The 25,945-nt window shown below is 59.1% G+C and carries 23 protein-coding genes; 12 read left to right on the top strand and 11 right to left on the bottom strand.

Going from position 1 to position 25,945, the window contains the following annotated elements; all coding sequences use genetic code 11:
* The first annotated feature begins 109 nt into the window (after window positions 1-109).
* The 3 genes from XH87_RS28530 (at window position 110) to XH87_RS28520 (ending at window position 4,028) form a co-directional block, all read left to right on the top strand.
* The gene (locus XH87_RS28530; RefSeq protein WP_244429505.1) at window positions 110-913 is read left to right on the top strand and encodes a hypothetical protein; all 804 of its coding nucleotides are present in this window, start codon (window positions 110-112) and stop codon (window positions 911-913) included.
* Window positions 914-944: 31 nt separating this feature from the next.
* Window positions 945-3,146: a Wzz/FepE/Etk N-terminal domain-containing protein gene (locus XH87_RS28525; protein WP_271589800.1), complete on the top strand. Its 2,202-nt coding sequence runs from the start codon at window positions 945-947 to the stop codon at window positions 3,144-3,146.
* A gap of 594 nt (window positions 3,147-3,740) precedes the next feature.
* On the top strand, window positions 3,741-4,028 hold the full coding sequence (locus XH87_RS28520; protein ID WP_271589799.1) for a hypothetical protein: 288 nt from the start codon (window positions 3,741-3,743) through the stop codon (window positions 4,026-4,028).
* Between the two features lie 42 nt (window positions 4,029-4,070).
* Here the strand turns inward: XH87_RS28520 and XH87_RS28515 are convergent, their stop codons facing one another.
* On the bottom strand, window positions 4,071-5,501 hold the full coding sequence (locus tag XH87_RS28515; RefSeq protein WP_035700073.1) for an undecaprenyl-phosphate glucose phosphotransferase: 1,431 nt from the start codon (window positions 5,499-5,501) through the stop codon (window positions 4,071-4,073).
* A gap of 630 nt (window positions 5,502-6,131) precedes the next feature.
* Here XH87_RS28515 and XH87_RS28510 point away from each other — a divergent pair.
* On the top strand, window positions 6,132-6,869 hold the full coding sequence (locus XH87_RS28510; protein WP_035700075.1) for a metallophosphoesterase family protein: 738 nt from the start codon (window positions 6,132-6,134) through the stop codon (window positions 6,867-6,869).
* Between the two features lie 38 nt (window positions 6,870-6,907).
* On the opposite strand, the gene XH87_RS28505 is transcribed toward XH87_RS28510, so the two are convergent.
* Entirely contained in the window at window positions 6,908-7,183 is a 276-nt protein-coding gene (locus tag XH87_RS28505) for a hypothetical protein (RefSeq protein ID WP_271589798.1), read from the bottom strand.
* 612 nt (window positions 7,184-7,795) lie between these two features.
* On the opposite strand from XH87_RS28505, the gene XH87_RS28500 reads away from it, so the two are divergent.
* Window positions 7,796-8,062 (top strand): hypothetical protein, encoded by a 267-nt coding sequence (locus XH87_RS28500; RefSeq protein ID WP_035700081.1) that lies wholly within the window; start codon window positions 7,796-7,798, stop codon window positions 8,060-8,062.
* A 597-nt stretch (window positions 8,063-8,659) separates the two neighbouring features.
* Here the strand turns inward: XH87_RS28500 and XH87_RS28495 are convergent.
* The 5 genes from XH87_RS28495 to XH87_RS28475 form a co-directional block, all read right to left on the bottom strand.
* Window positions 8,660-8,950 carry a hypothetical protein gene (locus tag XH87_RS28495; RefSeq protein ID WP_244429506.1) on the bottom strand — a complete coding sequence of 97 codons (291 nt, stop codon included), beginning with the start codon at window positions 8,948-8,950 and terminating at the stop codon, window positions 8,660-8,662.
* A 649-nt stretch (window positions 8,951-9,599) separates the two neighbouring features.
* Entirely contained in the window at window positions 9,600-10,205 is a 606-nt protein-coding gene (locus XH87_RS28490; RefSeq protein ID WP_271589797.1) for a WcaF family extracellular polysaccharide biosynthesis acetyltransferase, read from the bottom strand.
* Between the two features lie 34 nt (window positions 10,206-10,239).
* The gene (gene fcl / locus XH87_RS28485; protein ID WP_271589796.1) at window positions 10,240-11,202 is read right to left on the bottom strand and encodes a GDP-L-fucose synthase; all 963 of its coding nucleotides are present in this window, start codon (window positions 11,200-11,202) and stop codon (window positions 10,240-10,242) included.
* Window positions 11,183-12,253, bottom strand: a complete 1,071-nt coding sequence (gene gmd / locus XH87_RS28480; protein ID WP_035700084.1) for a GDP-mannose 4,6-dehydratase — start codon at window positions 12,251-12,253, stop codon at window positions 11,183-11,185. Before gmd ends, fcl begins: the two co-directional genes overlap by 20 nt.
* 153 nt (window positions 12,254-12,406) lie before the next feature.
* The gene (locus tag XH87_RS28475) at window positions 12,407-13,711 is read right to left on the bottom strand and encodes a WcaI family glycosyltransferase (RefSeq protein WP_271589795.1); all 1,305 of its coding nucleotides are present in this window, start codon (window positions 13,709-13,711) and stop codon (window positions 12,407-12,409) included.
* A gap of 590 nt (window positions 13,712-14,301) precedes the next feature.
* On the opposite strand from XH87_RS28475, the gene XH87_RS28470 reads away from it, so the two are divergent.
* Complete coding sequence (locus tag XH87_RS28470) at window positions 14,302-14,616, top strand: hypothetical protein (protein WP_035700086.1); 315 nt, start codon at window positions 14,302-14,304, stop codon at window positions 14,614-14,616.
* On the opposite strand, the gene XH87_RS28465 is transcribed toward XH87_RS28470, so the two are convergent.
* Window positions 14,613-15,629 (bottom strand): ABC transporter substrate-binding protein, encoded by a 1,017-nt coding sequence (locus XH87_RS28465; protein WP_271589794.1) that lies wholly within the window; start codon window positions 15,627-15,629, stop codon window positions 14,613-14,615. The two genes, XH87_RS28470 and XH87_RS28465, sit on opposite strands and share 4 nt — an antisense overlap.
* Before the next feature lie 200 nt (window positions 15,630-15,829).
* Here XH87_RS28465 and XH87_RS28460 point away from each other — a divergent pair, with 200 nt between their 5' ends.
* Window positions 15,830-17,329 carry an undecaprenyl-phosphate glucose phosphotransferase gene (locus XH87_RS28460; protein WP_271589793.1) on the top strand — a complete coding sequence of 500 codons (1,500 nt, stop codon included), beginning with the start codon at window positions 15,830-15,832 and terminating at the stop codon, window positions 17,327-17,329.
* Between the two features lie 230 nt (window positions 17,330-17,559).
* Entirely contained in the window at window positions 17,560-18,780 is a 1,221-nt protein-coding gene (locus tag XH87_RS28455; RefSeq protein WP_271589792.1) for a hypothetical protein, read from the top strand.
* Between the two features lie 4 nt (window positions 18,781-18,784).
* Here XH87_RS28455 and XH87_RS28450 read toward each other — a convergent pair whose 3' ends face one another.
* Window positions 18,785-20,236 carry a hypothetical protein gene (locus XH87_RS28450; protein ID WP_271589791.1) on the bottom strand — a complete coding sequence of 484 codons (1,452 nt, stop codon included), beginning with the start codon at window positions 20,234-20,236 and terminating at the stop codon, window positions 18,785-18,787.
* A gap of 205 nt (window positions 20,237-20,441) precedes the next feature.
* On the opposite strand from XH87_RS28450, the gene XH87_RS28445 reads away from it, so the two are divergent.
* The 4 genes from XH87_RS28445 to XH87_RS28430 all read left to right on the top strand — a co-directional run bounded on the left by XH87_RS28445 (window position 20,442) and on the right by XH87_RS28430 (window position 24,785).
* Window positions 20,442-21,905, top strand: a complete 1,464-nt coding sequence (locus XH87_RS28445; RefSeq protein ID WP_271589790.1) for an endo-1,3-alpha-glucanase family glycosylhydrolase — start codon at window positions 20,442-20,444, stop codon at window positions 21,903-21,905.
* Between the two features lie 56 nt (window positions 21,906-21,961).
* Window positions 21,962-22,741, top strand: coding sequence for a class I SAM-dependent methyltransferase (locus tag XH87_RS28440; RefSeq protein ID WP_271589789.1), 780 nt, complete (start codon window positions 21,962-21,964; stop codon window positions 22,739-22,741).
* Between the two features lie 118 nt (window positions 22,742-22,859).
* Entirely contained in the window at window positions 22,860-23,531 is a 672-nt protein-coding gene (locus tag XH87_RS28435) for an acyltransferase (RefSeq protein WP_035700097.1), read from the top strand.
* Window positions 23,532-23,702: 171 nt separating this feature from the next.
* The gene (locus tag XH87_RS28430) at window positions 23,703-24,785 is read left to right on the top strand and encodes a glycosyltransferase family 4 protein (RefSeq protein ID WP_271589788.1); all 1,083 of its coding nucleotides are present in this window, start codon (window positions 23,703-23,705) and stop codon (window positions 24,783-24,785) included.
* A gap of 18 nt (window positions 24,786-24,803) precedes the next feature.
* Here the strand turns inward: XH87_RS28430 and XH87_RS28425 are convergent, their stop codons facing one another.
* Both XH87_RS28425 and XH87_RS28420 read right to left on the bottom strand, forming a co-directional pair.
* Complete coding sequence (locus tag XH87_RS28425; RefSeq protein ID WP_271589787.1) at window positions 24,804-25,199, bottom strand: hypothetical protein; 396 nt, start codon at window positions 25,197-25,199, stop codon at window positions 24,804-24,806.
* The gene (locus XH87_RS28420) at window positions 25,199-25,882 is read right to left on the bottom strand and encodes a hypothetical protein (RefSeq protein WP_157460802.1); all 684 of its coding nucleotides are present in this window, start codon (window positions 25,880-25,882) and stop codon (window positions 25,199-25,201) included. The genes XH87_RS28425 and XH87_RS28420 overlap by 1 nt, the downstream gene beginning before the upstream one ends.
* Window positions 25,883-25,945: the final 63 nt, after the last annotated feature.

The raw sequence follows: 25,945 nt of genomic DNA, 5'->3' as shown, positions 1-25,945 counted from the left end.
AGACATTGATCTCTCCGCATGCAAATGTCGCACATGTCGCGCGGAAACTTTTCTGCAGACAAGGAACAATAGTCGCGCCTGGCGCTTGTGTCGGTTTTGCGACGCGTGCTTGCGGCGCCTCGACATGCGAACGCCTCTTTTGTTTTCAAACTGCAACATTCCTGTGCGCGAACATGCCGATCTCGCAGGCATTGCACATCCTCATTTTGCAACCGGCCGGAAGCAGCTCACGCATTCGGTGTCGGCGATCGATGCATCCAGCTTTTGCGTCGCACAAAAATTGACACAGTTAGCTGCCAGGTTTCGGGTGTTCTCCTACTGCAACAGGGAGGAAGGGACACGGATGGGCTGCGGAGCAACACGTCGTCATATGAAGCCGCGATGGCTCCCGGTCGCCTTGGCAGGTTCTGCTCTGATCGCCATGAGTGTCGATGTTTGCCACGCCCAGTGCGTCGAATTCTCGGACCGAGCCTCGCAGCTCGAGCTCGACACCTTCGTAAAGTCGCCGTCGTCGCTTCTGGAGCGACTGCGCAATGACAAGGAGAAGTTGCGATATCGGCTCTCTACTTATATCGCGACGAATCCATCGGTGTTGCCGTCCGTGCAGACGCTCATCTCAGCATCGGCTTCAACCGATCGGTCAGCCATCGGCGCCGCGCTGCGGATTGCCGAAGGACGGTGCACATCGACGAAACCTGACGCGGCGCGCAAGATCAGGGATTTCGTGCAGCGGATCGGAGATCTCAACGTGCAAGCAGGCTATTCCGCGGCGGGAGAGGACAACTCCGGCGCCCAGCAGGCCCAATCGCAAGGCAAGGGCCTTGCACAGCCGCCCCGAGGCGGCGCCCTGCTCGACGGCGAATGGAAGACCAAGCTGGCCAACCCATTCAAGCCCGTCCCCCTACCGAATTGATCAGCGATCCCCAAAGGCAGCGAATTTACAGATGTACCAGCCCAGAGAACATTTCCAGTCGGGCCACCGCTTCGGCATCGAATTCGGCGGAGCGGTCCTCAGCTTCGAGCGCGTGGCCGACGTGCTGCGCCGCCAGTGGCCGATCATCGCGGCTTGCGTCGGAGCTTCGCTGGCCCTGGTGATCGTGTACCTGGCCACGGCGCAGCCCATGTATACGGCGAATGCCCGCATCATGATGGATACGCGTCAGGCGCAGGTGCTCGACAAGGACAGCAACACCAGCAGCGCTCTGATCGATACCGGCTATGTCGACAGCCAGGTCGAAATCATCAATTCGGACGACCTGATTCTGTCCGTTGTCCGTCGCCTGAAGCTGACGGAGGATCCGGAGTTCAATGGTTCGAATCCGGGCCTCCTCTCCCTCATCCTCGGCAAGGTCATGTCGCCGTTTCGCTCCGGCGAACCGGCGTCCCAGGAGCGAATCGAACATGCCGTGGTCGAGCAGGTTCAAAAGAATCTGCGGACGGAACGCGTCCTGACGACGTATGTCTTGTCGCTGAACTATCGCGCGCGGAGCCCTGACAAGGCCGCCAAGATCGCCAATGCCGTTGCCAATGCCTACCTCGTCGGCGCCCTGGAAGCCAAATATCAGTCCACCAAGCGGGCAACCGAGTGGCTTCAGCAGCGCAGCCTCGAGCTGAGCGAGCAGGCAACGGCAAGTGACCGCGCCGTGCAGACCTTCAAGGCCGAGCACAACATCGTCGGAACCAGCCGCGGCCTGATGTCCGAGCAGCAATTGTCCGACCTGAATACGCAGCTGGTTCAAGCGCGGGCTGCAACGGCCGAGGCCAAGGCCCGCCTCGACCGGATCACCGCGATCTCGGACCAGGACGTCGCACAATCGACGGTGACCGACGCTCTCAACAACTCGGTCATCACGCGACTGCGCGCGCAATATCTCGATCTCGCGGCCCAGTATGCCGACTGGTCCAAGCGTTACGGCAAGACCCATCTTGCCGCGGTCAATTTGGCCAACAAGATGGAGGAAATCCGCAAGAACATGGCGGACGAACTGCATCGGATCGGAGACGCCTATCGCAGCGACTACGAGATCGCGAAGAGCCGGGAGGCTTCTCTCGACAAAAGCGTGAAGGATCTCGTCGCCCAAGCCGGTCACACCAGCCAGGCCGAAGTCAAGCTGCGCGATCTCGAAAGCGCCGCCGACACCTACCGCAACCTCTACAACAATTTCCTCGAGAAGCTGCAAAGCGCGACGCAGAATCAGAGCTTCCCGCTCAGCGAGGCCCGTCTCATCAGCACCGCCACCAAGCCGGATCGCAAGAGCTCTCCGCGCACGGTCCTGGCGCTGGTGGGCGGCCTGGTAGGCGGCCTCTGTCTCGGCTTCGGCGTCGCATTCGCGCGTGAACTGCTGAGCGACGTGTTGCGTACGCCCGGCGAGGTCGAGGACGAGCTCGGCGTGAAGTGCCTCGGCGTCCTGCCCGATATCCGACCGTCCACGAAGGCCGGCCCCTCCGATCTGTCTCGCTACGTCGTCGATCATCCGTTCTCGCGGTTTGCGGAGACGCTGCGTAACATCAAGGTGTCGATCGACGTTGCCCGCCTGACCCGCGAGATCAAGGTGATCGGCATCGTTTCTTCCCTCCCCAAGGAAGGCAAGACGACCGTCGCCGCCAACTTCGCGCAGTTGATCGCTCTCACGGGACACCGCACGGTTCTGATCGACGGCGATCTGCACACGCGCTCGCTGACGCGAGAGCTCGCGCCCAATGCCAAGAGCGGACTGGTGGAGGCGCTGAACGATCCCGCGAGCCTCGGCTACCACGTGCAGCGGAGCAAGGAAACGGGACTGGATTTCCTCCCCTCCGTGGTAGCTTCCCGCATGGTGAATTCGGCGGACGTCATCGGATCGAAGGCGATGGCCGAACTGCTCAAGGTGCTGAGAGAGCACTACGAGTACATCGTGATCGATCTCGCCCCGGTGATGCCGGTGGCGGATTCGAAGGCCGTCAGCTTCCTGATCGATGCCATGGTCTACGTCATCGAATGGGGGCAGACGACACGAAGCGCCCTCCAGGAGTCGGTTTCCGGGTCGGAAGTCCTCCAGAAGAAACTGCTCGGCGCCGTGCTCAACCGCGCCAACCCGAAGATGCTCAAGCGCATCGAGGCCTATAAGGGCAAGCACCACAACAGCTACTACGTCGAGCATGCCTGAGCGGAGGCAGCGCGCCTCCCGTTCGCGCGGGTGGAGGAGGTCGGGCGCCGTGGTTCACCCTCTCCGACACCGATGCGGAGCCTCCCCGGCGGGGTGAGCGGCTCGGCAAATCAGCGCTGATCGTGCTTCAGCTGGACTGGCTCGGATCTTGCCGGCCACAGGGCCGCGCGCTTGTTCATGGGATCGTTGGTCGAGCCAAATTGCTGCGGGGGAGGATCTCTCTCGTTCGGGAGCTGCCAAGCGGACTTGGTCCCCTGCGCGTCCGGCTCGTCTCCGTATTCGTCCGGAATCCACAACTTGCAGTTATTGCTCTAAAGCGCGATGCGATTAGGATGAATCGTCATCGCGCTTTAGGTTGTTGTTTAAGCATGATCTTTTCGGAAAACCGCTGCGCACTTTTCCGGATCATGCTTTAGCCAAAAGCAAGGATTGACGACAAAGATGGTGGCCAGGACAGTGCGGCCATTGGCGACCATCCGTCGAAAAGACGAGACAATCCTGGCCTTGACGCCTCAAATTGCCGAAACTTTAGGCATCTTTCCTTCTCGGCGCCCTGAGGCTAATCTCGCCTCATATTCCTTTCCGGTGGCTCGGATGCTGATCGTGCTTACGATTCTGACTATTTGGGTTCTGCTCAACATTCTATTTGTGTTGATCGTAGTTCCCCCGCGCAAGCCGCTCCGGCAGCCGATGACGACGACGCTCTCACCGGCGCCCATCGACCCAAGCCGGCGAGAGATCGAGCAGGACGAACCCTTCTCGATCCGCCACGTCATCGTCTCCGTTGCAATGGGGGCCTTCTTCGTGCTCGTGCCGCCGCTGCTCGCCCTGCGCGATGCCATCATGCGGCTGTTCGGCAAGCCGCCGCGGAATGGAACCTGAGGCCCTCGGGTCGCAGGTTCCGGCAACTCAGAAATTGAGCGACTAATAGGCTTCCTGGAACATCACTGCGGATGCTGTGCGGGCCATGATCTTCAGGTCGAGCCAGATGCTCCAGTTGCTGACGTACCAGACGTCATACTCGACACGTTTCTCCATCAGGTCGATCGTCGGCGTTTCTCCCCTGAAACCGTTCACTTGGGCCCAGCCCGTCAGGCCCGGCTTCATGTGATGGCGGTAGACGTACTTGCTGATGAGCTCGTCGTAGTAATTGTCATGGGCGAGCGCGTGCGGGCGCGGTCCAACCAGTGACATGTCCCCACGCAGCACGTTCCAGAGCTGCGGCAGCTCGTCGATGCTGGTCATCCGCAGGAAGCGCCCGATCTTGGTGACCCGAGCATCCCTCTTGGTCGCCTGGGCAATCGTTTCGCCGTTCTCGCAAACGGTCATGGTTCGAAACTTCCAGATCTCAAACGGCCTGCCGTTAAAGCCGCGGCGCGACTGCCGGAATATGACGGTTCCCGGTGAATCCAGCTTGATCAGCACGGCAACGGTCAGCAGCAGCGGCGTCAGCATCACGAGCGCGAACAGGGCGACACCGATGTCGAGACAGCGCTTTTGCAGCCGCTCGAGAATAGTGAGCGGGGGACGCTGGATCTCAACCGCTACGGTTCCGCTGACCGGCAGAAAAGGTCGGGTCACCAGGTCAGCGACCGGATCGTCCGGCAGCAGGCGAATGGGCTGCGGGACGGCGCGCAGATATGGACCGAGCTTGCGCAGCATCGGCAATTCGTTCCAGTCGATCGCAAGCAGATATTCATCGACATCAGCCGAACGCGACTGACGGATGACGTCGCGGATCTGTCGCTCCCAGTGCCCATCATCCCGGTCGGTTCCGAGCACGAAATGGCGCATGACGTCGAAGCCGTTCCTCCGCAGATCCTTGAAGCGGTTCGAGGTGAAGTCGAGCGGCTTCAGGCTGAGCAGGATCACCTTGCGGTCGACCAGGCGGCTTCTCGCAAAGCTCGTGCCGAACACCGCCTGCCAGCCGAAGCGGAGGCTGATCAAGCCAAGCCCGCCGATCAAGGCGAACACGATGACGGTGCCTCGCGACAGATTGTCCGTCGATTTCAGCAGGAAGGCCGCAACGGCAAGGATCGTGAGCGACGTCAGCCAGATAAACACCGCCATTCGAAGCTGCCATACGAGATTGAGCAGGCGGTGCGTGGAATAGACGTCCCGGAAATAGGCAATCCCGACGAACACCACGCCGACAAACAATCCGGCTCCCACCGATGCGCCGTCGGGAGGCGAAGCGACGGCCATACCATACAACGAAGCACCCGCCGCATAGCTCAACAGGATCAACAGAAAGTCAGCAGCGATGACGACGATCTGAAAAGGCCTCTGAAGAGCGCTGCCGCGCGCGGATGACAGCGCATGAGCGTTCTCAGAACCATAAGTTGCAACAGCCATTCGAACCTCTGCTTATCGAGAGAGTGCCTGACGCTCGTCGTGATGCTGAAGACTCGTCAATTCCCCGCACGGAAAGTGTTGATTGATCGCAGCGACATTGTGGCGCTGCACGCAAAACTTTTGCGGCGCACGGACGATGCGTCGTGCTGAAGTACGCACGCGAATTCGACGCGCTGAAAATCTCGTCACAGTGCTGACATATGAGCGAACGGACTGCCCTATTTTGAATCAAGTTCCGCGTCCGATGCGATACCGATCGTTGCATCAACGCTACTTCGCTCAACTTTGAGGCGCTGCGTTGCTCCCGCCGAAGCAAAGCCGAGGCCGGCACGAGAACTTTCCCGGATTTCTATCTATGGATGCATGCGAAGATTTGCTCCGAGTCATGCAGACTTGCCGCAAGCTTCGAAGCAGCGATGCAATTCCTGCGGGCCACTCCTGTTCCTGGACCCCCGCCGTCCCTGCCGCCGAAACAGGGTCGGCAAAAGATGCCGCGCCCTTCTTTTGGCGCGATCAGGTCGGAGAACAAAGGCGCGGCCCCACCGAATTCGCGTTGTTCGTGTTGGATGGAAGCTCTCCGGTGCCTGCGACTTGGGGACATTTTTTCGACCACCCGATCGATTGAGCGCCATGAACCCTCTCGCGCGACCACGCCCGCCGATTCCCAAACCGCAATTGCCGGACGGCGTCCGCATCTATGCGATCTCGGATATTCACGGCTGCGCGCATTTGCTCCAGCCCATGCTGCGGGTGATCGACGCCGACGTCGAGCGCAGCCGGCCGCGCTATGCCGTCGAAGTGTTCATGGGCGATTACATCGATCGCGGCCCGGATACGCGCTCGACCCTCGACATCCTGGTCGAGCGGAGCCGCCGGGGAAATGCGGTTTTCCTCAAGGGCAACCACGAGGCCTTTCTGGTGAGGGTGTTCGAAGACCCTTCCCTGTTCGAGGACTGGATTGCCTTCGGCGGGGCCCAGACATTGATGTCGTACGGACTTGCCCCGCCGGATCTCAAGCGCGACGAACCGGCGTCGATCATGCGCGATTTGATTCGCGCGATGCCGACCGAGCATCTGGAATTCCTGGACAACCTGCGGCTGAGCTTCAGTTGCGGAGACTTCTTTTTCGTCCACGCCGGCGTTCGCCCGGGCGTTCCTTTGGCCGAGCAGACGGAGCGCGATCTGCTCTGGATTCGCGAGGAATTCCTCCGGAGCGAGGAGCAGTTCGGCAAGTATATTGTCCACGGTCATACGCCGGTCCGCAGCGCGGAATTCCTGACCAACCGCGTCAACATCGACACCGGCGCCTATGCGACCGGCAACCTCACCCTGATGAGCATCCAGGGAAGCCGCATGCTCGCGGTGTGACACGGACGCGGCATGCCCGCCATGGCGAAGGGCTTCGCCTAGTTCAGCAAGCGGGGCTTCTCCACCCGGGCACGGGTTTCGGCCATCCAGTCGTTCCAGGCCCGCTCATGTTTGACGTAGAGCTCGAGCCAACGCTCGTTCTCGCCCTCGCGAACACAACGCTGCTCGTCAGCCAAACCAGCGCTCAAGCGAGCATTCGGATTGTCCAGGGTTTCGAATTCGATTGTCTCGGAGATCGTCAACCCAACGAGCACACGCTGTCCGGCGCCATCGACGATGTAGCGCCGAGGCGCGTCCTTCTTGGGTTCACTCATACGTCATGCCCCATTCGTTTCAGTGAGACCCCGGATCCCTGCGCCCCAATCGGACCTTACCTAAAAGGCTCGCCGGGCATGGCCGAATGTCGAGGTGGGAGTCGACCGGGCCACTCGACGCGAGATGCCGCAGGATGAGTTCGCAGGTCCTCGCTGGACGCGCCAGGCGCGCAATGCGTATCCCAAGATGAGGCCTGTGCCGAAAATGGAAGCGGTGACAAGTGCAGAAGCCATAGGAGTCGTCCCGGATAGTGCGAGACTTATCAAGGCCAAGCAGTGTGTCGACATCATGGTTTTCATCGATTCCTGGCGCCGAAAGATTGTTCAGACGTGATCTCTCGTGCGCATGCAGCGCTTGTGCCGGCCCGGCGGGCCTCCCGTGCATCTCATCTCGGCAGCAACGCTCGAGTTCTTTCCACAAGGGCCACTCTCTATATAGAGAGGGAGTGCTCGATATAGAGAGAGTGCTCGCGGCCTTCGCATCCTGTTGCCGTCGAACGGACGCCTCTTTCTCGCGCACGAAATTTAGAACAATCGAGCCAGCCCACGCCCTTGCAACCATCTGGAACCCGTCGCATTATTTCGTATCTCATTCACGAGGGATACAATCCAATGAACTTCCGCGCCGTTATCTCATCCATTGCCCTGTCTGCCCTCGGCCTCACCTTGGCGGTATCCGTCGCTCCGGCCGCCGAGCTCTCCCTTGCTCCGGCACATCAGCGGTCGGCCCACGTCCAAGGCGGATTTGTGCTATGGGATGACGTCTACCCGCCCGCAATTTACGGCCCCCAGCTTCGCCCGGTCGAGGAAGTCGCAGCCATGAAGGCGCAGGCGCGCCCGGTGTCCCAGCGCTGGTGGGGATATTGGTACGTCCGGTAGGAAACCGGAGCGAATCGACCTCAGCTACTTGACGCTGAACACCAAAGGCCCCGGATTGACCGGGGTCGATCGCCTGATCTGAGCCGGCGCATTCTCCAAGGCTGCTTCTCGTCATTTTGGCTCGAGCAAGGTATCGCCCAGATGCCTCGCGAGTGACAGCAGGTAAACCTGCAAGCCGAAGGCATAGTCTGACGGATCGTACCCAAGCTGGGTGATGCGCAAGACGTCACGGCGCGCCATTTCACCGCTGCAACCCCGGGTCGGCTCTCGCTCACAGATCACCTGCATCCCGACTGAGGAGGGCTAGCAGTATCGGGCTGCCGTCATGGACCTTCTCGAGGTCCTGGGCGATACGCGACCACATGCGCTCGAACTCGTATCATCCGCGCTGACGATCGCGATCCGTCAGCCACGGTCCGCTGCCGGATTGATCAATCGTTCCGATGGCGGCGTGCCGTGTGCCCCCAAGGAACATCCCACGCGGCAAAGCAACCAGGAGGCGAATTCGGGTAAGATTGAAACGGGTCATTGTTGAAGCAGGATAAGGGAGAGCCGCCATTTCTCCCTTGCGGATTGCAGCGTCCCCAATCGTCGGTTTTACAGATCCAGCTGGCTGCGCAAAGCGTCACGCTCGTCGAGAAGTTCTCGTAGTTGTCGAGCATTGTCGGATTGAGTCTCCTGCCACTCGATGCGGTCCTCGGCAGTCCACAGGAAAGACTCGCGATTGAACCGAGCTTTCTCTGCCCTATCAAACTCCGTAAAGAGCTTGATGTCGCGCTCAACCTGGTCCAGTTGCTCCTGGAGAGTTCTTGGCATCAGCCGTTCCCTCGGCCCTGCCTCTAGCCCATTTCGATTTTCCGAGTATTCGGCGTAGCGATCAATAGGCATTCACTCCCCTCGGGCGCATGGATCGTCGCTCGGACATCACCGCAGAGGTTGCATTTTCTGGGTCTACATATCCCTACTTTTCGATTGAGGTCAAACGAGGACGGCTGCGGCGCGACGTTTGATCTGGAGCGGCCGAGAGCCGTGGGTTGTTCGATCCGGGATACCTCACCGGTCATGCCGAGGCCCGAGCATCGAAGGTCATGACCTTCCGACAATCCCGTGGACGCGCACTTGGGACTTGCCCGCTTCGCAGGAGCCGCAGTCAGCCGAGCCTAGGCTCTGGCCGCGAGTGCCGAATGAGAGTGCAACAGGATTGCTGCAAATCACTTGCCCTGAGAACAGCTCGCAAGAGCTGCATGTAATTTAACGTTGGTGTCGCGCGAAATCTCTCCGGTCGTCGATTAGCCACGGCCGAAGCTCCGAAAATCGCGATGAACCGGTGATGTTCATATCGGACTCCGCGATGATGTCGGCCCAAACGCCCGAGCTTATTGATCGCATCGCCCAACCAACCAATCGCTTCGTTTCATTCCATGGTTGGTGCATCAACGCCCTTTGGTTGACCGGATGGTGCTGGATCTGTTGCACGTCGTCCGCCGGAAGACGACGCAGGACCAGGAATCCCAGACCCGGAGGTCAAGCTAACTAGCTAGCGGCGCGGATCGGATTGCTCTGAGAGTGCATTGCGGGACTTGTCCCCACCGGACGCGCGGCGATCGCGCACGACCCGCGCGGGCTCGCCAATGGCCACGACCTCGGGAGGAACGTCCCTGAGCACGGTGCTCCGCGCGCCGACGACGGCGCCTCTGCCCACCTTCACGCCCGGCGCAACAAACACGTCGCTGGCGATCCAGACTTGATCGCCGACCTTGATCGGGGCGGTGATGTAGCTGAACGTGATGTCGTCCATGTCATGCGATCCCGTGCAGAGATAGGATCGTTGCGAAATTACCGAATGAGAGCCGATCGAAATGAAATCCAGACTATACAGTTCGACGTGATCACCGACCCAGGAAAAGTCCCCTATCTCGGTCTTCCAGGGGTAGGTCACGCGGACCGTCGGGCGCAGCAGCACCTTACGGCCGATCTTTGCTCCGAACAGACGCAACAGAAAACGCCGCCATGCAAAAAAGGGCTGAGGCGAAAGTGCAAAGAGCGTCGATTGAACGACCTGCCAAAGCACCACGACGACCGCTCCCCGTCCGCGAAACCCCGGCGGCACACGAAACTGATCCAACTTCTGGAACTCGCGCATTCTGGTAAATTCGGCCGAGAGGGAGGATTATGTTTCACCCGTTGTCTATGGCGGATGCCTGGGTCGTCAGGTAGGCCTCGTAGGCGCGCCGCATCCCGGCCTCCAACGGAGTCCTGGCCTGCCACCCGAGTGCTGAGAGACGACTGACATCAAGCAGCTTGCGCGGCGTTCCGTCGGGACGCGTCGGGTCGAAGACGACGTCTCCCTGATAGTCGACGATACCGGCGATCACATGGGCGAGCTCAGCGATGGTAATGTCGCTGCCAGTCCCGATGTTGATCGGCCTCTCGTCGGAATATTTCTTCATCAGGTGAATACAAGCATCCGCCATGTCGTCAACGAAGAGAAACTCGCGGCGCGGCGAGCCGCTCCCCCAGACGACGACGCTCTTGTTTCCGGCGACCTTGGCTTCGTGAAAGCGTCGGATCAGGGCCGCTGCGACATGGCTGTATTCCGGGTGATAGTTGTCCCCGGGGCCATAGAGATTGCTCGGCATCACGCTGATGAAGTCGGAGCCATATTGGCGCCGATAAGCCTCCGCCATCTTGATGCCGGCGATCTTGGCGATGGCATAGGGCTCGTTGGTCGGCTCAAGCAGACCAGTCAAGATCGATTCTTCGCGCAGCGGCTGAGGCGCGAATTTCGGATAGATACAGGATGAACCGAGAAACATCAGCTTCTCGGCACCGTTTGCATGTGCAGCGTGGATGACGTTAGCCGCGATTGCAATGTTCTCGTAGATGAACTCGGCGCGAAGCTTGTCGTTCGCGGCAATTCCTCCCACCTTGGCCGCTGCGACGAACACGACCTGCGGCCGCATCCTTGCGAACCAATCGAACACCTGAGCTTGGTTGGTCAGGTCGATTTCGCTTCGCTTCGCGGTGAGCAACCGTACGTCTTCTTGCGCGAGCCTGCGCACCAGCGCAGCACCGACCATCCCACGATGCCCGGCGACGTAGACGCTCTTGCCCTTCAGATCAAACTCCGTGGCTGGCACTCGATCGCTCCCGCCTTGCATCCTTCAGATCGCTTGCCACCATCTCGTGCACCAGCTGGCCGAACGTCCGCTTCGGCTTCCAACCCAGCACCCGGTTCGCCTTGCTGGCATCGCCAACCAGAATGTCCACCTCGGTTGGCCGGAAGTAGGTCGGGTCGATTCGAACCACCGTCTTGCCGCTGCTTCGGTCGACGCCAATCTCATCAACGCCCTTGCCGCGCCATTCGATCTCGCGTCCCACCTCCCTGAAGGAGAGTTCAACCATCTCGCGCACCGAGCGGGTCTCACCAGTGGCAAGCACGAAATCGCCCGGCTTATCCGCCTGCATGATCAAGTGCATCCCTTCGACATAGTCCTTGGCATGCCCCCAGTCTCGTTTCGCCTCGAGATTGCCGAGGTAAAGCGTATCCTCGATCCCGACCTCGATGCGGGCCACAGCGCGCGTGATCTTGCGGGTTACGAACGTTTCACCGCGGATGGGGCTCTCGTGGTTGAACAGGATGCCGTTGCTGGCAAACATCCCGTAGGCCTCGCGGTAGTTGACCGTGATCCAGTATCCGTAGAGCTTCGCGACACCGTAGGGCGAGCGCGGATAGAACGGCGTTGTCTCCCTCTGCGGGATCTCCTGCACCAACCCATACAGTTCGGACGTGGATGCCTGGTAGAACCGCGTATCCTTCTCCATGCCCAGGATGCGGATCGCCTCCAAAAGCCTCAGTACCCCGATTGCGTCGGCGTTCGCGGTGTATTCGGGACTCTCAAAACTGACGCCGACATGGCTCTGCGCCGCCAGATTGTAGATCTCCGTCGGCTTGATCTGCTGCACGAGCCTGATCAGATTGGTGGAATCCGTCATGTCGCCGTAGTGCATCAGGAATGGTACCTCACCAACGTGCGGGTCCCGATATAGATGATCGACACGAGCCGTATTGAAGGAAGACGAACGCCGTTTGATGCCATGAACGACATAACCGAGCGACACGAGGTGCTCGGCGAGATATGCACCGTCTTGTCCAGTAACGCCCGTAATTAGCGCAACACGTCCACTCATATGCGAAAACCTGCCGTTGACCGCCGGGATTGGAGACAAATACGATGATGATAGAATGGCTCAACCACCGGAGACATGTAGAAGCGACCTTCCATGCAGGTCAATCGTAGCCGGCACGGATCATTAACGCAGGAGACATCCTGACGTGTCGCGTCAGGACAGAGGAAGAGCGTCATCGATCGATGCCGCCGCCTTGCCGGAAACCACACCTGGCCCGTGTTCAGATCTGCCCGGCCGACCGCAGATCGAACCCATGCTCGCGATCCAGCGACGCACGATGGTACGGCGGTCCCAACGCTCGATGGAACGCTTTCGTCCCTCTGCACCGAGCCTCTCGCGAAGAGAGGGATCTTCGCTCAACTGAAGAATGGCATCTGCAAGCGATCGAACGTCTCCCGCCGGAACGAGCAGGCCGGCACCCTGCACTTCGGCAGCAAGCCCCGTGCCCCGTTCTGCCATCGCGACGACGGGACGCGCGGACGCAAACATCGCCCCCAACTTGGACGGCAATACGAGATCGGCCGCCTCCGCCCTCTGCGGGACTACGTGAAGGTCGGCCGTCGCCAGCAATTCGTTGAAACTTTCGTTCGGCTGCAGTCCCAGGAAATGGACTCTCGGATTCTCAGAGGCCATCTCCACCAGTCTTGCCTTGTGTGGCCCTTCACCTGCCAGAATGAAATGCAGTCGCGGATTGCGCCGAAGAAGGGCGGCGGCTTCGACGAGGAGGTCAAGTCCTTGCTTGGCCGACATGGTCCCGGAGTAGAGAGCAACGACGTCATCTTCGTCGATATTCAGGGATGTGCGATATCTGGTCTGCTTCGGACGGGGAAATATCGCATCCGTGTCGATCCAGTTCCGGATCTCGGTCGTTCTCTGCGGATCAACGTCTTTGTCCCACAAACGCTCCACCATTTGCGGACAGATGCTGGAAACGCGATCAAACGATCTGAGGACCGCCGCCTCCGCCTTGAGCATCACCTTTCGCAGTGAAGCATTCCGGAGCAGGCCCAGACCGTATGCGGCATCAATCTCGAAGTCTTGCACGTGAAGCCACGACTTGGCATCGATACGACGAGCAACAAAGGAAGCAAATCGGGCCGACATCAACGACGGCGCGACTGAAATGATGATGTCGGGCCGCCAGCAATATGCATCGATCAGCGCCGGCACCAGGCTTGTCAGTGCAAAGGACAGGTGATGAATCAGACGCTTTGCACCGGTCGGCTGCCTGGGAACGTAGATCGGCGCTCGCACGACGCTCACGCCCTCCATCATCGAGCGCCTGAAATAGGAGGTATTCAAACCGGCGGGGATGCTCCAGGCCGGATAGTAGGGAGGCGCCGTAACGACCCTCACCTCATGGCCCTCGGCAACAAGGCTTTCGCAAAGCTCCGTATTGTATTTGGCCACACCGATCAGATCGGGAGCGTAATTGATGCCGACCAAAAGAATGCGCATTCAATCCAATTCCTGAACGATAACTCGTATCCAAAACTCGAGACAGCCAAGGATCACCGCATTGGCTCAACAGCCTCCGCTGAACGATCGCTGCCGCGGCGGCTAATCGCCGCTTGAACTCCGGTGCGAAATCAAGGGAACTACGCCTGGTACAGGCCCGCCAATCATCGGAGACGAGCTTCGCTCCACGTCGACACGGCACGGCTTGTGCCAATCTTGGCAGCCTGATCTTGGCAGCCTGACCGAACTCAGCCCCGCAGTCCGTGAACCTTCGGGCCAGAACGTGCGCTTGCGCAACGCGCCAGTCTCTCGCTCCCCACACTTTCGCTGCGAGGTGGTGGCAGCTCTCATTAACGGAGTAAAGAAATGATCATTTTAATGATGAACGCGCACCGCCGAGAGCCGTCAAGCGCGACAAGCAACAACGGAAGCCTTCCGAGAAACGCCCCTCCTAGTAAGCCCGGCGAAGGATTGGGCTGGTCTCCGCTATACAGACCCGGTCCCAATACCAGCCGTAGGGAGTTTCCACGCGAACTTGAGGGCAACGCCGCCGCGGCACATAGCGGTAAGGATAAGATTGAGCCCAGAAGGTGACCGGCAACACGTGCTCGACCGGCGCCGGGACAACGGGTGCCGAGACTAGGGGTGCCGGCAACTGCATCGCAGCGATTGCCTGCGGCCCGGCCAACAGGACCATTGCCGATACCAACAACCCCAAACGCCGGATAGTCTTCTTCGCCATCGCCTTCCCCTGCGCTCGCCAGCCGGCGACGAAATTCGCCAAACTAGAATATTTCAAAATTCAGCCGGATATCGAGTTTATTGTTTATCAACGGGATCAGAAAAAGGCAACGGACCATGGCGCGCCCATCCACCACCACGGAATGTCTCATCGGGTCCGCTAGAAGGCGCCCGCCCCCTCCTTTTCCGGCGCTCGCCGGTATTCGCCCCTGACGAATTGTGTGCTGACAGCCTGAAACAGCGGCGCGTTCTCCCGGCCAAGACCCGCGAAGACCAGGATGTCGCGCAGCGTTCGCCACCGACTTTCGTCGTATTCGCCTATTCGAGCGCCAACAGGCAGCACAAGCGACCGCTGCTGCTCCAATTCGAACTTGACGCGCTCAGGAACGAGGCGCGACCGGTCAAAATCGACAATGATCGGAATCGCCCGGCTGTAGTCGGCATAGGCAAATTGCCACCCCCGAACCAAGCCGTGCAACAGGTCGGCCATTGCGGACGGCCGGTCTCGAATCAGATCGTTGCTGGCGAAATAAACCTGTCCAGGCACGTGGATTGCGTAGTCCTGAGGTTTCATGACGCTCAACGGGACGTAGTCCGCGCTTGTCTGGCTGGGCTGCTGATCGATCGGGACAACGATTGCGTCCACGTCCCCAGACCTCAACGCCTGGAAGTTAGCCCGGTCGGGGACTTTGACAATCCGACTACGTGGCAATCGAAGCTTGGCCATCATGGCGTCAAAGACGACCTCTGCCTCACTCCCCTCGCGGCAACCGATGCGCTTGCCGATGAGGTCGTCCGGGCGATGCAAGCCCGACCGCTCCAGCGCAAAAATCGCCACCGAGGTGTCAAGAAAGCTGGCTGCAAAGGCAGTGACAGGAGTCCCCCGCCAAACGGCAAGCAAGAACTTCTGACCCGTCGTCACCCCGATTGCATTCTCCCGCGCAACCGTTTCGACGAAACCAGGATCGTCTGGAAGGGCTCTCAATGCGACGCCTCGCCTGAAATAGCCCTCCCTGGCAGCAATCATCTCCCCAGCGAAGCGGGCGGAGTAGGGCCCATCCAGGAAGAAGCCGGCGTGAAACGAGGAATCGGCGGGGGTGTGGACGGGCGCGACATCAGGAACCAAGGCAAAGACAACAAGGCCGGTCGCGGACAGCGCCGCGAGACCAATCGCCACCCGGCGCGTCACCGTTGATCCCGATCGCCGCCCTCGGTGACGCATGCACGTATCCTCTTCCGACCTTCGAATTTTGTGTTCCAAATGGCAGATTTAGGATAATGAGATCACAAGAAGTAAGGTTATTTTTTCATTCGTCTTTCGGCTACTGCCTTTCCTGATAGCACCCAACCCGATCTTCCTTGTCCTGAGTTGATATTATGACAATTGCATCGGCTCGCCCGACCTCCGCCGCGGACAGTCCGGTAGAAATTCACGTGCTCGACGAGGCGAATCCGGCACGTGCAAGTTTAGTAGTCAGATGGTGGCGACCCAACATTGTTGAACTGCTGGCTCTTGTGGCCGACGCCATCATCATCGTGGCAAGCGGCGTTGGCTGTGCTGCCGGATACCAGATCTATGCGCGGCCGGAGCACGACCAGCTCGACGTCTACACCGCGCTCAGCTTCGTCGTCGCGCTCAACTTCGTGCTTCTGATCAAGGTTCAGCACGGCTACGCTCTCAAGAACTTTACCGACCTGCCGCGGCTATTCAAAAAGACACTGGCGACGTGGACCGCCCTGTTCGGCGCGCTGATCGTTATCACCTTCGCGATAAAGGCCAGCAATCAAATCTCGCGCGGCACGATAATCTCGTTCTACCTGGTCGCGCCGGTTCTGCTTCTGCCGGCGAAGGCAGCCATTGCGCGATTTGTCACAACTGCGTTGCGGAACGGCGGTGCCTTCGCCAGGCGCCGCGCCGTGGCGATCGCCGAGCGCGGGTTGGCATCATCGGAGGCCATGGCAGAACTCACGCAGCATGGCTACCGGATCACGCGGATCATGGAGCTCCGCCCGGAGTGCCTGACTTCGCCGTCGTTGATTCCGTCGATCGGTCCGCGCCTTGACGACTTTATCGCCTACGCGCGAGAGAACCAGATCGAACAGGTGTTCCTGCTGCTCAGGTGGGATCATTGGCACGCGATCGACATGATCGCGGACGCGATGAGAATCCTTCCGATACCGGTAAATCTCGTCTCCGATCCAGACGTCTCGAGGTTCTTGCGCTACCCGGTCGCGACGGCCGGAAGCAGCATGATTGCAGAGATACGGCGCGCACCGATTTCGCGGCAAGAACAGGCTCTCAAACGCGCGTTCGACCTGATCGGCGCCAGCCTCGGCCTGCTGGTGTTCGCACCGGTCATGCTGATGACCGCGATCCTGATCAAATGCACATCGAGCGGCCCGGCGCTCTTTCGGCAAACCCGGAACGGCTTCAACGGTCGCGCCTTCAAGATCTACAAGTTTCGGACGATGCGCGTGCTGGAAGACGGGCCGATCATTCTGCAGGCGCGCAGGAACGATCCTCGCGTAACTCCGGTCGGCAGATGGCTACGCAAGACCTCGATCGACGAACTGCCGCAGCTCTTCAATGTCCTGCTGGGCGACATGTCGCTGGTCGGCCCCCGCCCTCACGCGGCTGCGCACAACTCGGAGTATGAACAGGTCATCAGCAACTACGCGTTTCGCCAACACGTTAAACCAGGCATCACTGGCTGGGCTCAGGTCAACGGCTACCGCGGCGAAACGCTGACCGTCAGTATGATGAAGTCCAGGGTCGACCTGGACCTGTGGTACATCAACAACTGGAGCATCTGGCTCGACGCGAAGATCATCTTGCGCACCGTGGTACAAGTGACTCGCGATCCCGTGGCCTACTGATGTCTTGCCCCGCCTCCCTCCAGTAGAGGCAGCCCATTCATCCAGCGATGCTGCCAATCGTATGGGCGCGCGCCCGATCGCGGATTCGTTCACTCAGAATGAGAATTAGGCGATTAACTTTGTCCTCAAACAAGCTCGCATCAGGGCTCCGCATCATCCTATAACGTTGTGCGATCAGAGCACCACCGCCAAGCCCCAGCGCCCGCCAGCAGCAATCCAGTTTCAGGAAGATGAAAACCTACCTCATCAAATATTTGGTCCTGGGCAGCGAGCAGGTCATCTTCAGCTTCTCAAATTTCTTCTACCTGGCGGTGATTGCGCGCCGGCTGCCGCTGGCTGAATTCGCCGAGCTGAGCCTTGGATATACCTGCTATCTCATTCTCATTGGCGCTCATCACGCGGTCATCTGCGATCCCATCATCGCGACCGGAATCAGCGCACAGGCCAGTCAACAATCATTGTTGCGGCGCCTGTGGACGGTCAATGTATCCTTCGGCTGCCTTGCACTGGCCGCAGGATGCGCACTCGTCTTGAACAGCAGCACTCACGAGGTGCAAACGCTCACAGTTGTTGCTCTAGCTTGCCTGTTCTTCAGCTTTGCCGGTCCGGTCCAGTTCGTTCGACGAATCATGCACATTCAGGGACACGTGCAAGCCTCCGCCATCGCAGCAGCGGCTTACGCAACAGTCCTGATCGGGTCAGCCTGGATGCTGCCCCACGTCAATCTGGAATCGCACTTTGCATATACCGTACCCTTCATCCTCGGCAATCTGGTCTTCCTTGTCTCAGCCTGGCGAAACATCCCTGACAGGCTCAACGACAGCCAGAACATCTCCCTGAAGTCCCATTTCCGGGCGGGGTACTCGTTCCTGATCAACAACCTCCTCGGCCTCGCGACGACAAATGTCTATCCGTTCGTGTTCGTGTTTCTGAACTCGCCCGAAGCCGTTGCAAGCTATCGACTGATGTTCGCCGTGATAGCTCCATTCGCTCAGTTGCTTGGCGGGCTCTCAGGATTCATCACGCCGCGCATTGCAGTCGCGAAGATCAGCCAGATTGAAACTCCTCACCTGCTCATCCTGACCCTGATCGTCTTCGCTCCGCTTCCGTTGGCCGTGATGGCAATCTGGTTCGGCAACGACGCGGCCTCTCTCATCTTCGGAGCCAAGTATGTCGCACTCGGAGGCTCCATCCCCGTTGCATTGATCTCGACGAGCTTCGCCCTCGCACTTGCCACCGTGAGCATGTGGTTAAGGGCCAATCAGCGGCTGGGACTGATGCAGGCCGGCAGCTTGATCGCCGCGGCAATAACCGCCGTCATCGCGATCCCCAGTTGCCTGGCCCTTGGAGTTACCGGCGCGTTCGTCTCCCTGGCGATTGCCAATGGCGCCGCGGCGCTTTGGGTAGCATTCAAGGGAGCCTCGGGCCGTATCCGAACGCAGCCCGGTTAACCTCTCACTTCTGCGAGGTCTCGGGCATCGCCCCGCGGCGAATTGAGGGGGGTGCAGGAACATAGACAGCGCGTTTGGTGAGGAGGAGCATGACCGCCGAAGCCATGACGGTAGAGCTATGGATTGCCCATTCCGACCACCCCACTTGAAACGGGCCGCGGAGCAAGATCATGCAAAGCATCGGCGAAAGACAGAGAATGAAGTACAGCGGCGACAGCCTTTGGGCAGTGAGGCCGCGACGTTCTACCCGATCGAGAACATAGACGATCGCGACAGACATCAGCATCGCCCCAACAATCCCGAAGCTGAAATAGCCCTCGATCGGCGGCGGAGCCGAAACGTTGTCGGTGCCGAAGCCTTTCAGGATGAAGATGTAGTCATGCATGATCTCACCGACCGTTCTTCCCTTCCCGGCCCAAAGATCGCGGGGAACGAAGAACAGCAGTGCGCCCATGATGTTCGATCCCCATTCCAGGCCCTTCATTTCGACCCACATGATGGCATAGCAGAACAGATCGAGGCCTGAGAAATCAGGATGAACAAAGAACTGGGAGAACGGCCGCTGATCGAGAGAGACGTTCGCGTACCGGAAAATGGATCCGAATATGGGCGACGCCAGCAATCCGGCGAAATAGGTGACAAGAAACAAACGGACGCTTCTTGGGCCAAATATCGCAAGCACGCAGAATACAATCAATGTCGAGGAGCGAAAACGCGCAGAAATGAGCGGGTTGTTGATGAAGAGACCCGCCAGAAGCAGAATTGCAAAACACGTCACCCAGCCGGTGTTCCGGCGAGCCAAGGCGACACTCGCACCGATGACGGGAGCAACCAGCGTGAATGGCCGGAAGAATGCCGTGACCAGAATGTTGATCATCTTGCTTTCGCCAACCACCGAACCGAAGGCCTCGCGATTCACCTGAAGCAATGACGAGCCAAGATAGCCAACCAATCCCAGCGATACGACGAGCGAGGCAGCTGCCAAAAGGGTGTAGTTCGGGTTTTGCTCGGCGGCGAGGCTTCTGTCCAGAAACCGGTTATGGCGGGGTTCGGGAGCGCGAAAGGGGCGATAGATGACGAAGCAGAGGCCCACGATCGTCATGAATGCGCAAAGGACGCTGGCCGGCACGACCAGGCTTACATCAGCCAGAATTGGATCGAAGTCGTTTCCGATCTGCTGAAGAGGCGCCACGGCCAGAAACAGAAGGTTGAAGACGAAAAAGACGACGAACAGCAAGTAGGATCTGGCCAGGGCGATCTTCAATCCGAACAGGGAAACAATCCCGTTCACCCCGAGTATCACTGCTGCGATCAACGATGCACGCGGGTTCGACCAGGCCTGGGTGAACGAAAGGAGCAAGTAGCCTCCGCCTGAGCCGATCACGACATAGTCGAAGACGCTCTTCGGCGTGACATACAACTGGGAAGCGGCTGCGTTACGCGAGAGCTGGTTCATAACCCAAAAACATCAGAGTTCGCCGAGCTCCGCGTTGCGGCGCCGGCTCTGGAAAGAGCACATCCCACCGCAGTTCAACCTCGGTGCAGATCGTACAATACATATCTCGGTCGCGTTAACGCTTCGAACTCGCTCACCTTGCGGCCAAAACTCAGGTGAGATATCCTTGTAATATATAGAAGATATCAACGGAATACTTACTTGAATGCCCTTTCCCCCGGCCCGGATTTACGAAGACCTTGAGCTGCATGCCCGTATGGACCGGCGTCAGCTTCTTTCCGCCGGCATCCTCCTCGCGGGAGCATCTTCAATGCCGGCCTCGGCAGTGGCCGCGGCGAGTTCGGGAGCGAAGACGAAGAAAGTTTACGCTCATTGGCATTGGTTTCCGACCTCGTTTGATAACTGGCCAGCGGACAAAGATCAGTATGCCGACTATCTGTCGCCAGACGGGTCCCAAGGCAAACTTCGGGCCGAAGGCGGCTTCGTTCGCGAACGGCCCCTGCCTCGACCTCCACGCCCGGAGGCAAACTGGGCTGTGCTTGACATGCTTGATGAGATCAAGGCCGCACATCGCATCGGGCTGGATGGCTTCCTGTTCAACATGGGAGGCATAGACGACGAATCCCCGTACATGATTCATCTACGCAACATGCTCGACGCCGCCCGACGGGGCCCGCCGGGATTTGAAGTCATACTATCGATCGATACCGTGATTCTGGTGAAGACACCGGTCGATGCGATCGCCGACGCAATCCTCAAGCTGGCGCGGAACTCCCACGTCGCGCGCCAATCGGACGGCCGACTGATCCTGGGGGCCTTTTCTCCCGAGCAGTGGGACGTTGGCCGATGGAATGAACTGTTGCAGCGACTGATGGCCGGCGGAGAGAAGGTCTTCTTCTACCCAACATTTCTCGATGTGCGCAAAACGATCGATTTCATGGAGTTGATCGATGGTGCATCGATGTGGGGAGTCGACAAATTGAGCGACATCCCTCTCCTCAAGAAAGTGGGAAAGTTGGCCAAACAGGCTGGGAAGGTCTGGGCATCCGTGGTGTGGCCGCAGGACTTCCGGCCGCACAATCGCTGGTTCTCGGAATGCCACAACAGTGAATTGTTCCGGGCTTCATGGATCGCGGCAATGGAAATCGGCTCCGACGCGGTCAACATCGCCACCTGGAACGACTATTCCGAAGGATCCGAAATTCGACCGTCCACCAGCATTCAGTATGCTTTTTATGATCTCGCTGCGTTCTATATCGCTTGGTTCAAGAACGGCACGATGCCGCCGATCACTGAAGACGTACTCTACTATTTTCACCGAATCGAGTCCACCGACGCGGCCGGGACCGGCTCTGCGCAACCGTTTAGGTTCGCAACAAATTTGGTCAGTCGCTTCGCCGATCCGCCTCAGAATGACATCGAGCTGCTTGCGTTCCTGAAGGAGCCGGGCGAGCTCACGATAGCGACCGCGAAGGGCTCAAAGAGCCTGAAGGCGAAAGCTGGAATCACGTCGTTTCGAACTCCGCTCGTGCCGGGCAAAGTGAGTTTTCGGCTCAGCCGCGGGGACGCCAGCATCATAGACCTGCCGAGCGCGTTCGAAATTCGTGAGACCTCGGCCTATCAGGATTTGCTGTATCACGGCGGGTCGTCGTCCCGACCGCCGGTCTAGAACATTCCGGTCGTGGTACAGACGAGGACTGCCTGGATATTTGGCCGTCATTTCTCTTGAGCGCACCAGCGTCAGTGAGTCCCATGCATTCAACTTTCTTCCCGGAATTGGCCGCTGGCGGATTTTCCAGAATCGACGGCACGATTGCGTTTTATCAGCGCGTGAATGCACTCGTGACGCCGAGCACCAGAATGATCGATTTCGGCGCAGGCCGTGGCGCGATCCATGAAGACGCCAGCTCGGAGTACCGGCGCAATCTCTGCAATTTCAAGGGACGCGTCGCCCAAGTCATCGGATTGGACGTCGACGAAGCCGTCTTCACCAATCCGTCGCTGGACGAGGCGATGCTCTTGGATCCGACGGGACGTGCGCCGCTGCCCGCCAATTGCGCCGACATCATCCTGTCGGATTGCACATTCGAGCATATTCCGGATCCGGCTCAGAGCTCCGCCGAGATGGACAGACTCTTGAAGCCCGGCGGCTGGATCTGCGCGCGAACCCCAAACAGGTACGGCTACATCGCATTGGCCAACCGCCTGATCCCGAGCGGAATTAGCCGCACCATACTCAGCTCGGCACAACCCGAGCGCAAGGATGAGGACATCTTTCCGGCGGTCTATCGTTTGAACACGCCGGCTACGCTGCGGAGGTATTTCCCACCCGCGCGGTTTGACCATTTTGTATATGCCTGGGATGCGGAGCCAGCCTACCACGCCAACAACCGCGGCATCTACCGTGCATTTCAACTCGTTCAGTTTCTTACGCCTCACGCCTTCAAGACGGTCCTGATGGTCTTCATCCGGAAGAAGCTCGACCGTCCGGCGGAAGCCGCCTAGCTTTTGCGTTGGTGAATTCGCGTCCTCGAGGCAATACACTATCGAAATAAACCTTAAAGCCGAGATCTTGACCAAACCGCAGCACTTTCGGCTATTTTGGCTGGCGCGAGGAACGACTATGCTGAAAATTGTTATTCAAGTTTTATTCCTTTTCTTCCCCTGGAAACTCCGTCGGCTGGTCCTCAACACGATCCCTGGTTTTTCCATCCATCGCGACGCGCGGATCGGCCTCTCCTTGATCCTCGCCGACGAATGCATCATGGAAGCGAAGACCTACATCGGTCATCTCAACTATATCGGCCGGCTTGATCGGTTGCAGATGGATGAAGATGCGGTCATTGGCAATCTGAACTGGATCGGTGGACTGTCGACTCGCCTGAATTCGCCGGCCTTCCGAACCAGAACGAAGCGACGTTCGGATCTTATAATGCGCAAAGCGAGTCTGGTGATGAGTCAGCATTACATAGATTGCACAGACCGGATCGAGTTTCGTCAGTTCTGCGGTCTCGCCGGATTCCGCAGCCAGTTGTTGACCCACGGGGTCAATCCAATGTCTGCCCGGCAGACATGCTCTCCTATCACGATAGGAGCCTATACGATGATCGGCACCGGCGTGATCATTCTGCAGGGCGTCACCATCCCGGACTATTGCGTTGTGGCTTCGGGTGCCGTTGTAACCCACGTCGCGCCCCAGGAATATTCGATGATCGGCGGCAATCCGGCGGTTCACCAGCGGGACATCCCCAAGACCGCAAAGATCTTTCACCGGACCGCCTTCACAGTCACGTAATACTCGGACACGGCTCGTAGCCGCGTCCGGGCAGGCCCCATGCGTCGCGCACGCTGACCTGGCCTCGACAGTCCGTTGGGCGACATTGGAGATCCGCGGCGCTGTCTCGCCAAAATGCTGCGCTCGCCATCGACCATGCGTTTGCTGACATGCTGAAGGATCGACGACCTCGTGCCCGGTAAAATGATCGTTGTAGCGGGTCCCCTTCCTCCGCCGGTCCATGGCGCAGCTCTCATCACCAGGCGAGCGGCCGATACTCTGCGCGCTGCAGGATTTCAACTCGCGTTCGGCGATACCTCGCCAGGCCATGCTCCCAATCGATGGCGGCATCATTTCAATCGCGCACTGGCATACGCCAGATGCGGACGAACCATCCTTCACCACCCGGAGGCCTCGATACTCTACCTTTCTCTGTCCGGCGGATATGGACTGCTTTATGATCTCCTGGTCGTCGTCCTTGCGCGGTGGCTAGGGAAGACGATCGCGTTCCATCATCACAGCTTTGCATACCTGACGAAGCGCAGCGCTATCCTGGCGTCCATTGTTCGCATGGCCGGCGCCAACCAGTTTCATGTTGCGCTCTGTCCCAGGATGGCGACGACACTTTCGGAGCTGTATGGCAAGCATCTAAGAACGGTCGTCGTTTCCAACCTGGCGTTCATCGATTTGCCCGCGGTCGGACCGCGGAGCTGTGACCGGACATTCGGCTCGATTGGCTATCTATCGAACATCTCGCTCGAAAAGGGTATCGACCGCTTTCTCGACCTGATGGCTCGACTGCGAGAGAGCGGATCCGGCCTGACGGCACGAATCGCTGGTCCCTGCTCCGATTTGGAAATCGAGGACTACATCAAGCGCCGCGCGAGCGAGATCGGTGGAATTGAATATGTGGGGCCCGTATACGATGACGCCAAGGTCCACTTTCTCTCCTCGATAGACGTTCTGGTATTTCCGACGAGATATGTCAACGAGGCGCAGCCTGTCGTGATCTATGAGGCGCAGATGGCAGGCATCATCGTCGCCGCCTCCAGCCGCGGATGCATCGCCAACATGGTGTCGGAAGAATTGCTGCTCGATCCGAGCGCGTCAGATCTGAACGGGATCGCGGAACAAATCCTCGCGTGGGAAAGGTCGGGCGCCGACTTTCGAGCCGTTCTGAACGAGACCAAGCGCAACCGCGCAGCGTTGCTCATTCAGCGCGAAGATGACGCCAGAAAGTTCCTGGGGCTTTTCGAGGACCCCGCGATTGGATGAGCAGACAGCGCGGCAGGGTCATCTCTGCGATAGTGAATATCGAAAGGTCGACATCTTCATCGTTCCCAGAATCGTGTCGACGCGCTGATAGCCGTAGACGGTCGCATCCTTGCAGTGATCACTATGGTAATAGCAGATCTTGACCCTGATCATTCGAGAGCAGTTGTTCTTGACGCTCACGATATGATCCATCAGCTCTCCGTTCGCGACATGCCCTTTGGCAGCCGCCTCGACATTGAGGCAAGGACGATTGGCGCCGTCACGGATGACAGGTGATTCCGATGTGTCGGCGTCGCCTTGCATCGTGAATTTTGACTTAGTGCTTTGTGCGTGAGCTGATGGAAGGTTCTGGATCAATGTCCAGGCCGCAGCCATGCAGATCAGCAGGACAAGCCGAAAGAGCGATCGAACCATTAACGCCACATCCTTTCAGGCAACTCGACTCCCGGCACGGCAGCCTTCACGCCTTCATACGCCAGCCGCTTCGCAAAGGCTTCACGGGCGACCAGGCCAACGCCCCCGAGGCTCGCCAGCAATCTATCCTTCTGAGGCCAACCGACCCCCGTCAGAATGCGCGCCGCGTCATCGGTGAACTCGCTTTCGACCATGCCGGCGAACTCGGCAACGACCTTTTGCTGCAGCTGTTCGCCAAGCAATGGAAATATCGCAAGCGCCAGCCTGTTGCGACGGAGCGCAATCCAGCCTTCGTATGGTCCAGCCGCGTACGACCGTTCGAGATAGCGGATATTTCCCGCGTCGAAACCGTCACGCTCGTTCTTCACCCAATACAGCAACAGCCAGAGAAAAGCGTCGGCCGGATCGAGCATCAAAGACGACTTCAGCTTGTTCTCCGCGGCCGACAATTTGCGTTCAGGGTCCTGGGAACCCTTTCCCAGCAGGTCCTCCTCGGCGGAGCGAAGTGCAATCAGCGCTCGGGCTCGCACCAGATCGGGGTAGGAAAGGCTCGATGGCGAGCCGGCGTCCATACGCGCCGCGATCGACTCCACGGTCCCCGGCTTGAGCTGTTCACCGACCAAAATGTGCGTGGCGACGGAGCTGACCTGCAGATCGGCCCAGAACGACGGCAGCACGATCAACGACCAGGCAACTCCGGCGATACCCGTCAGAAGCAATACGCCCCTGCAACATTTCCGCCAAAC

The sequence above is a fragment of the Bradyrhizobium sp. CCBAU 53415 genome, assembly GCF_028128735.1.
GTDB lineage: Bacteria > Pseudomonadota > Alphaproteobacteria > Rhizobiales > Xanthobacteraceae > Bradyrhizobium.
This window is presented reverse-complemented; position numbering and strand designations above follow the sequence as displayed.

Excerpts from the sequence above, each read along its gene's own strand:
- XH87_RS28450 (WP_271589791.1), bottom strand. The coding sequence starts at position 20,236 with ATGAACCAGCTCTCGCGTAACGCAGCCGCTTCCCAGTTGTATGTCACG.
- XH87_RS28455 (WP_271589792.1), top strand. The coding sequence starts at position 17,560 with ATGAAAACCTACCTCATCAAATATTTGGTCCTGGGCAGCGAGCAGGTC.
- XH87_RS28500 (WP_035700081.1), top strand. The coding sequence starts at position 7,796 with ATGAACTTCCGCGCCGTTATCTCATCCATTGCCCTGTCTGCCCTCGGC.
- XH87_RS28475 (WP_271589795.1), bottom strand. The coding sequence starts at position 13,711 with ATGCGCATTCTTTTGGTCGGCATCAATTACGCTCCCGATCTGATCGGT.
- XH87_RS28515 (WP_035700073.1), bottom strand. The coding sequence starts at position 5,501 with ATGGCTGTTGCAACTTATGGTTCTGAGAACGCTCATGCGCTGTCATCC.
- XH87_RS28520 (WP_271589799.1), top strand. The coding sequence starts at position 3,741 with ATGCTGATCGTGCTTACGATTCTGACTATTTGGGTTCTGCTCAACATT.
- XH87_RS28525 (WP_271589800.1), top strand. The coding sequence starts at position 945 with ATGTACCAGCCCAGAGAACATTTCCAGTCGGGCCACCGCTTCGGCATC.
- XH87_RS28495 (WP_244429506.1), bottom strand. The coding sequence starts at position 8,950 with ATGCCTATTGATCGCTACGCCGAATACTCGGAAAATCGAAATGGGCTA.
- XH87_RS28460 (WP_271589793.1), top strand. The coding sequence starts at position 15,830 with ATGACAATTGCATCGGCTCGCCCGACCTCCGCCGCGGACAGTCCGGTA.
- XH87_RS28505 (WP_271589798.1), bottom strand. The coding sequence starts at position 7,183 with ATGAGTGAACCCAAGAAGGACGCGCCTCGGCGCTACATCGTCGATGGC.
- XH87_RS28425 (WP_271589787.1), bottom strand. The coding sequence starts at position 25,199 with ATGGTTCGATCGCTCTTTCGGCTTGTCCTGCTGATCTGCATGGCTGCG.
- XH87_RS28445 (WP_271589790.1), top strand. The coding sequence starts at position 20,442 with ATGCCCTTTCCCCCGGCCCGGATTTACGAAGACCTTGAGCTGCATGCC.
- XH87_RS28490 (WP_271589797.1), bottom strand. The coding sequence starts at position 10,205 with ATGCGCGAGTTCCAGAAGTTGGATCAGTTTCGTGTGCCGCCGGGGTTT.
- gmd (WP_035700084.1), bottom strand. The coding sequence starts at position 12,253 with ATGAGTGGACGTGTTGCGCTAATTACGGGCGTTACTGGACAAGACGGT.
- XH87_RS28435 (WP_035700097.1), top strand. The coding sequence starts at position 22,860 with ATGCTGAAAATTGTTATTCAAGTTTTATTCCTTTTCTTCCCCTGGAAA.
- XH87_RS28510 (WP_035700075.1), top strand. The coding sequence starts at position 6,132 with ATGAACCCTCTCGCGCGACCACGCCCGCCGATTCCCAAACCGCAATTG.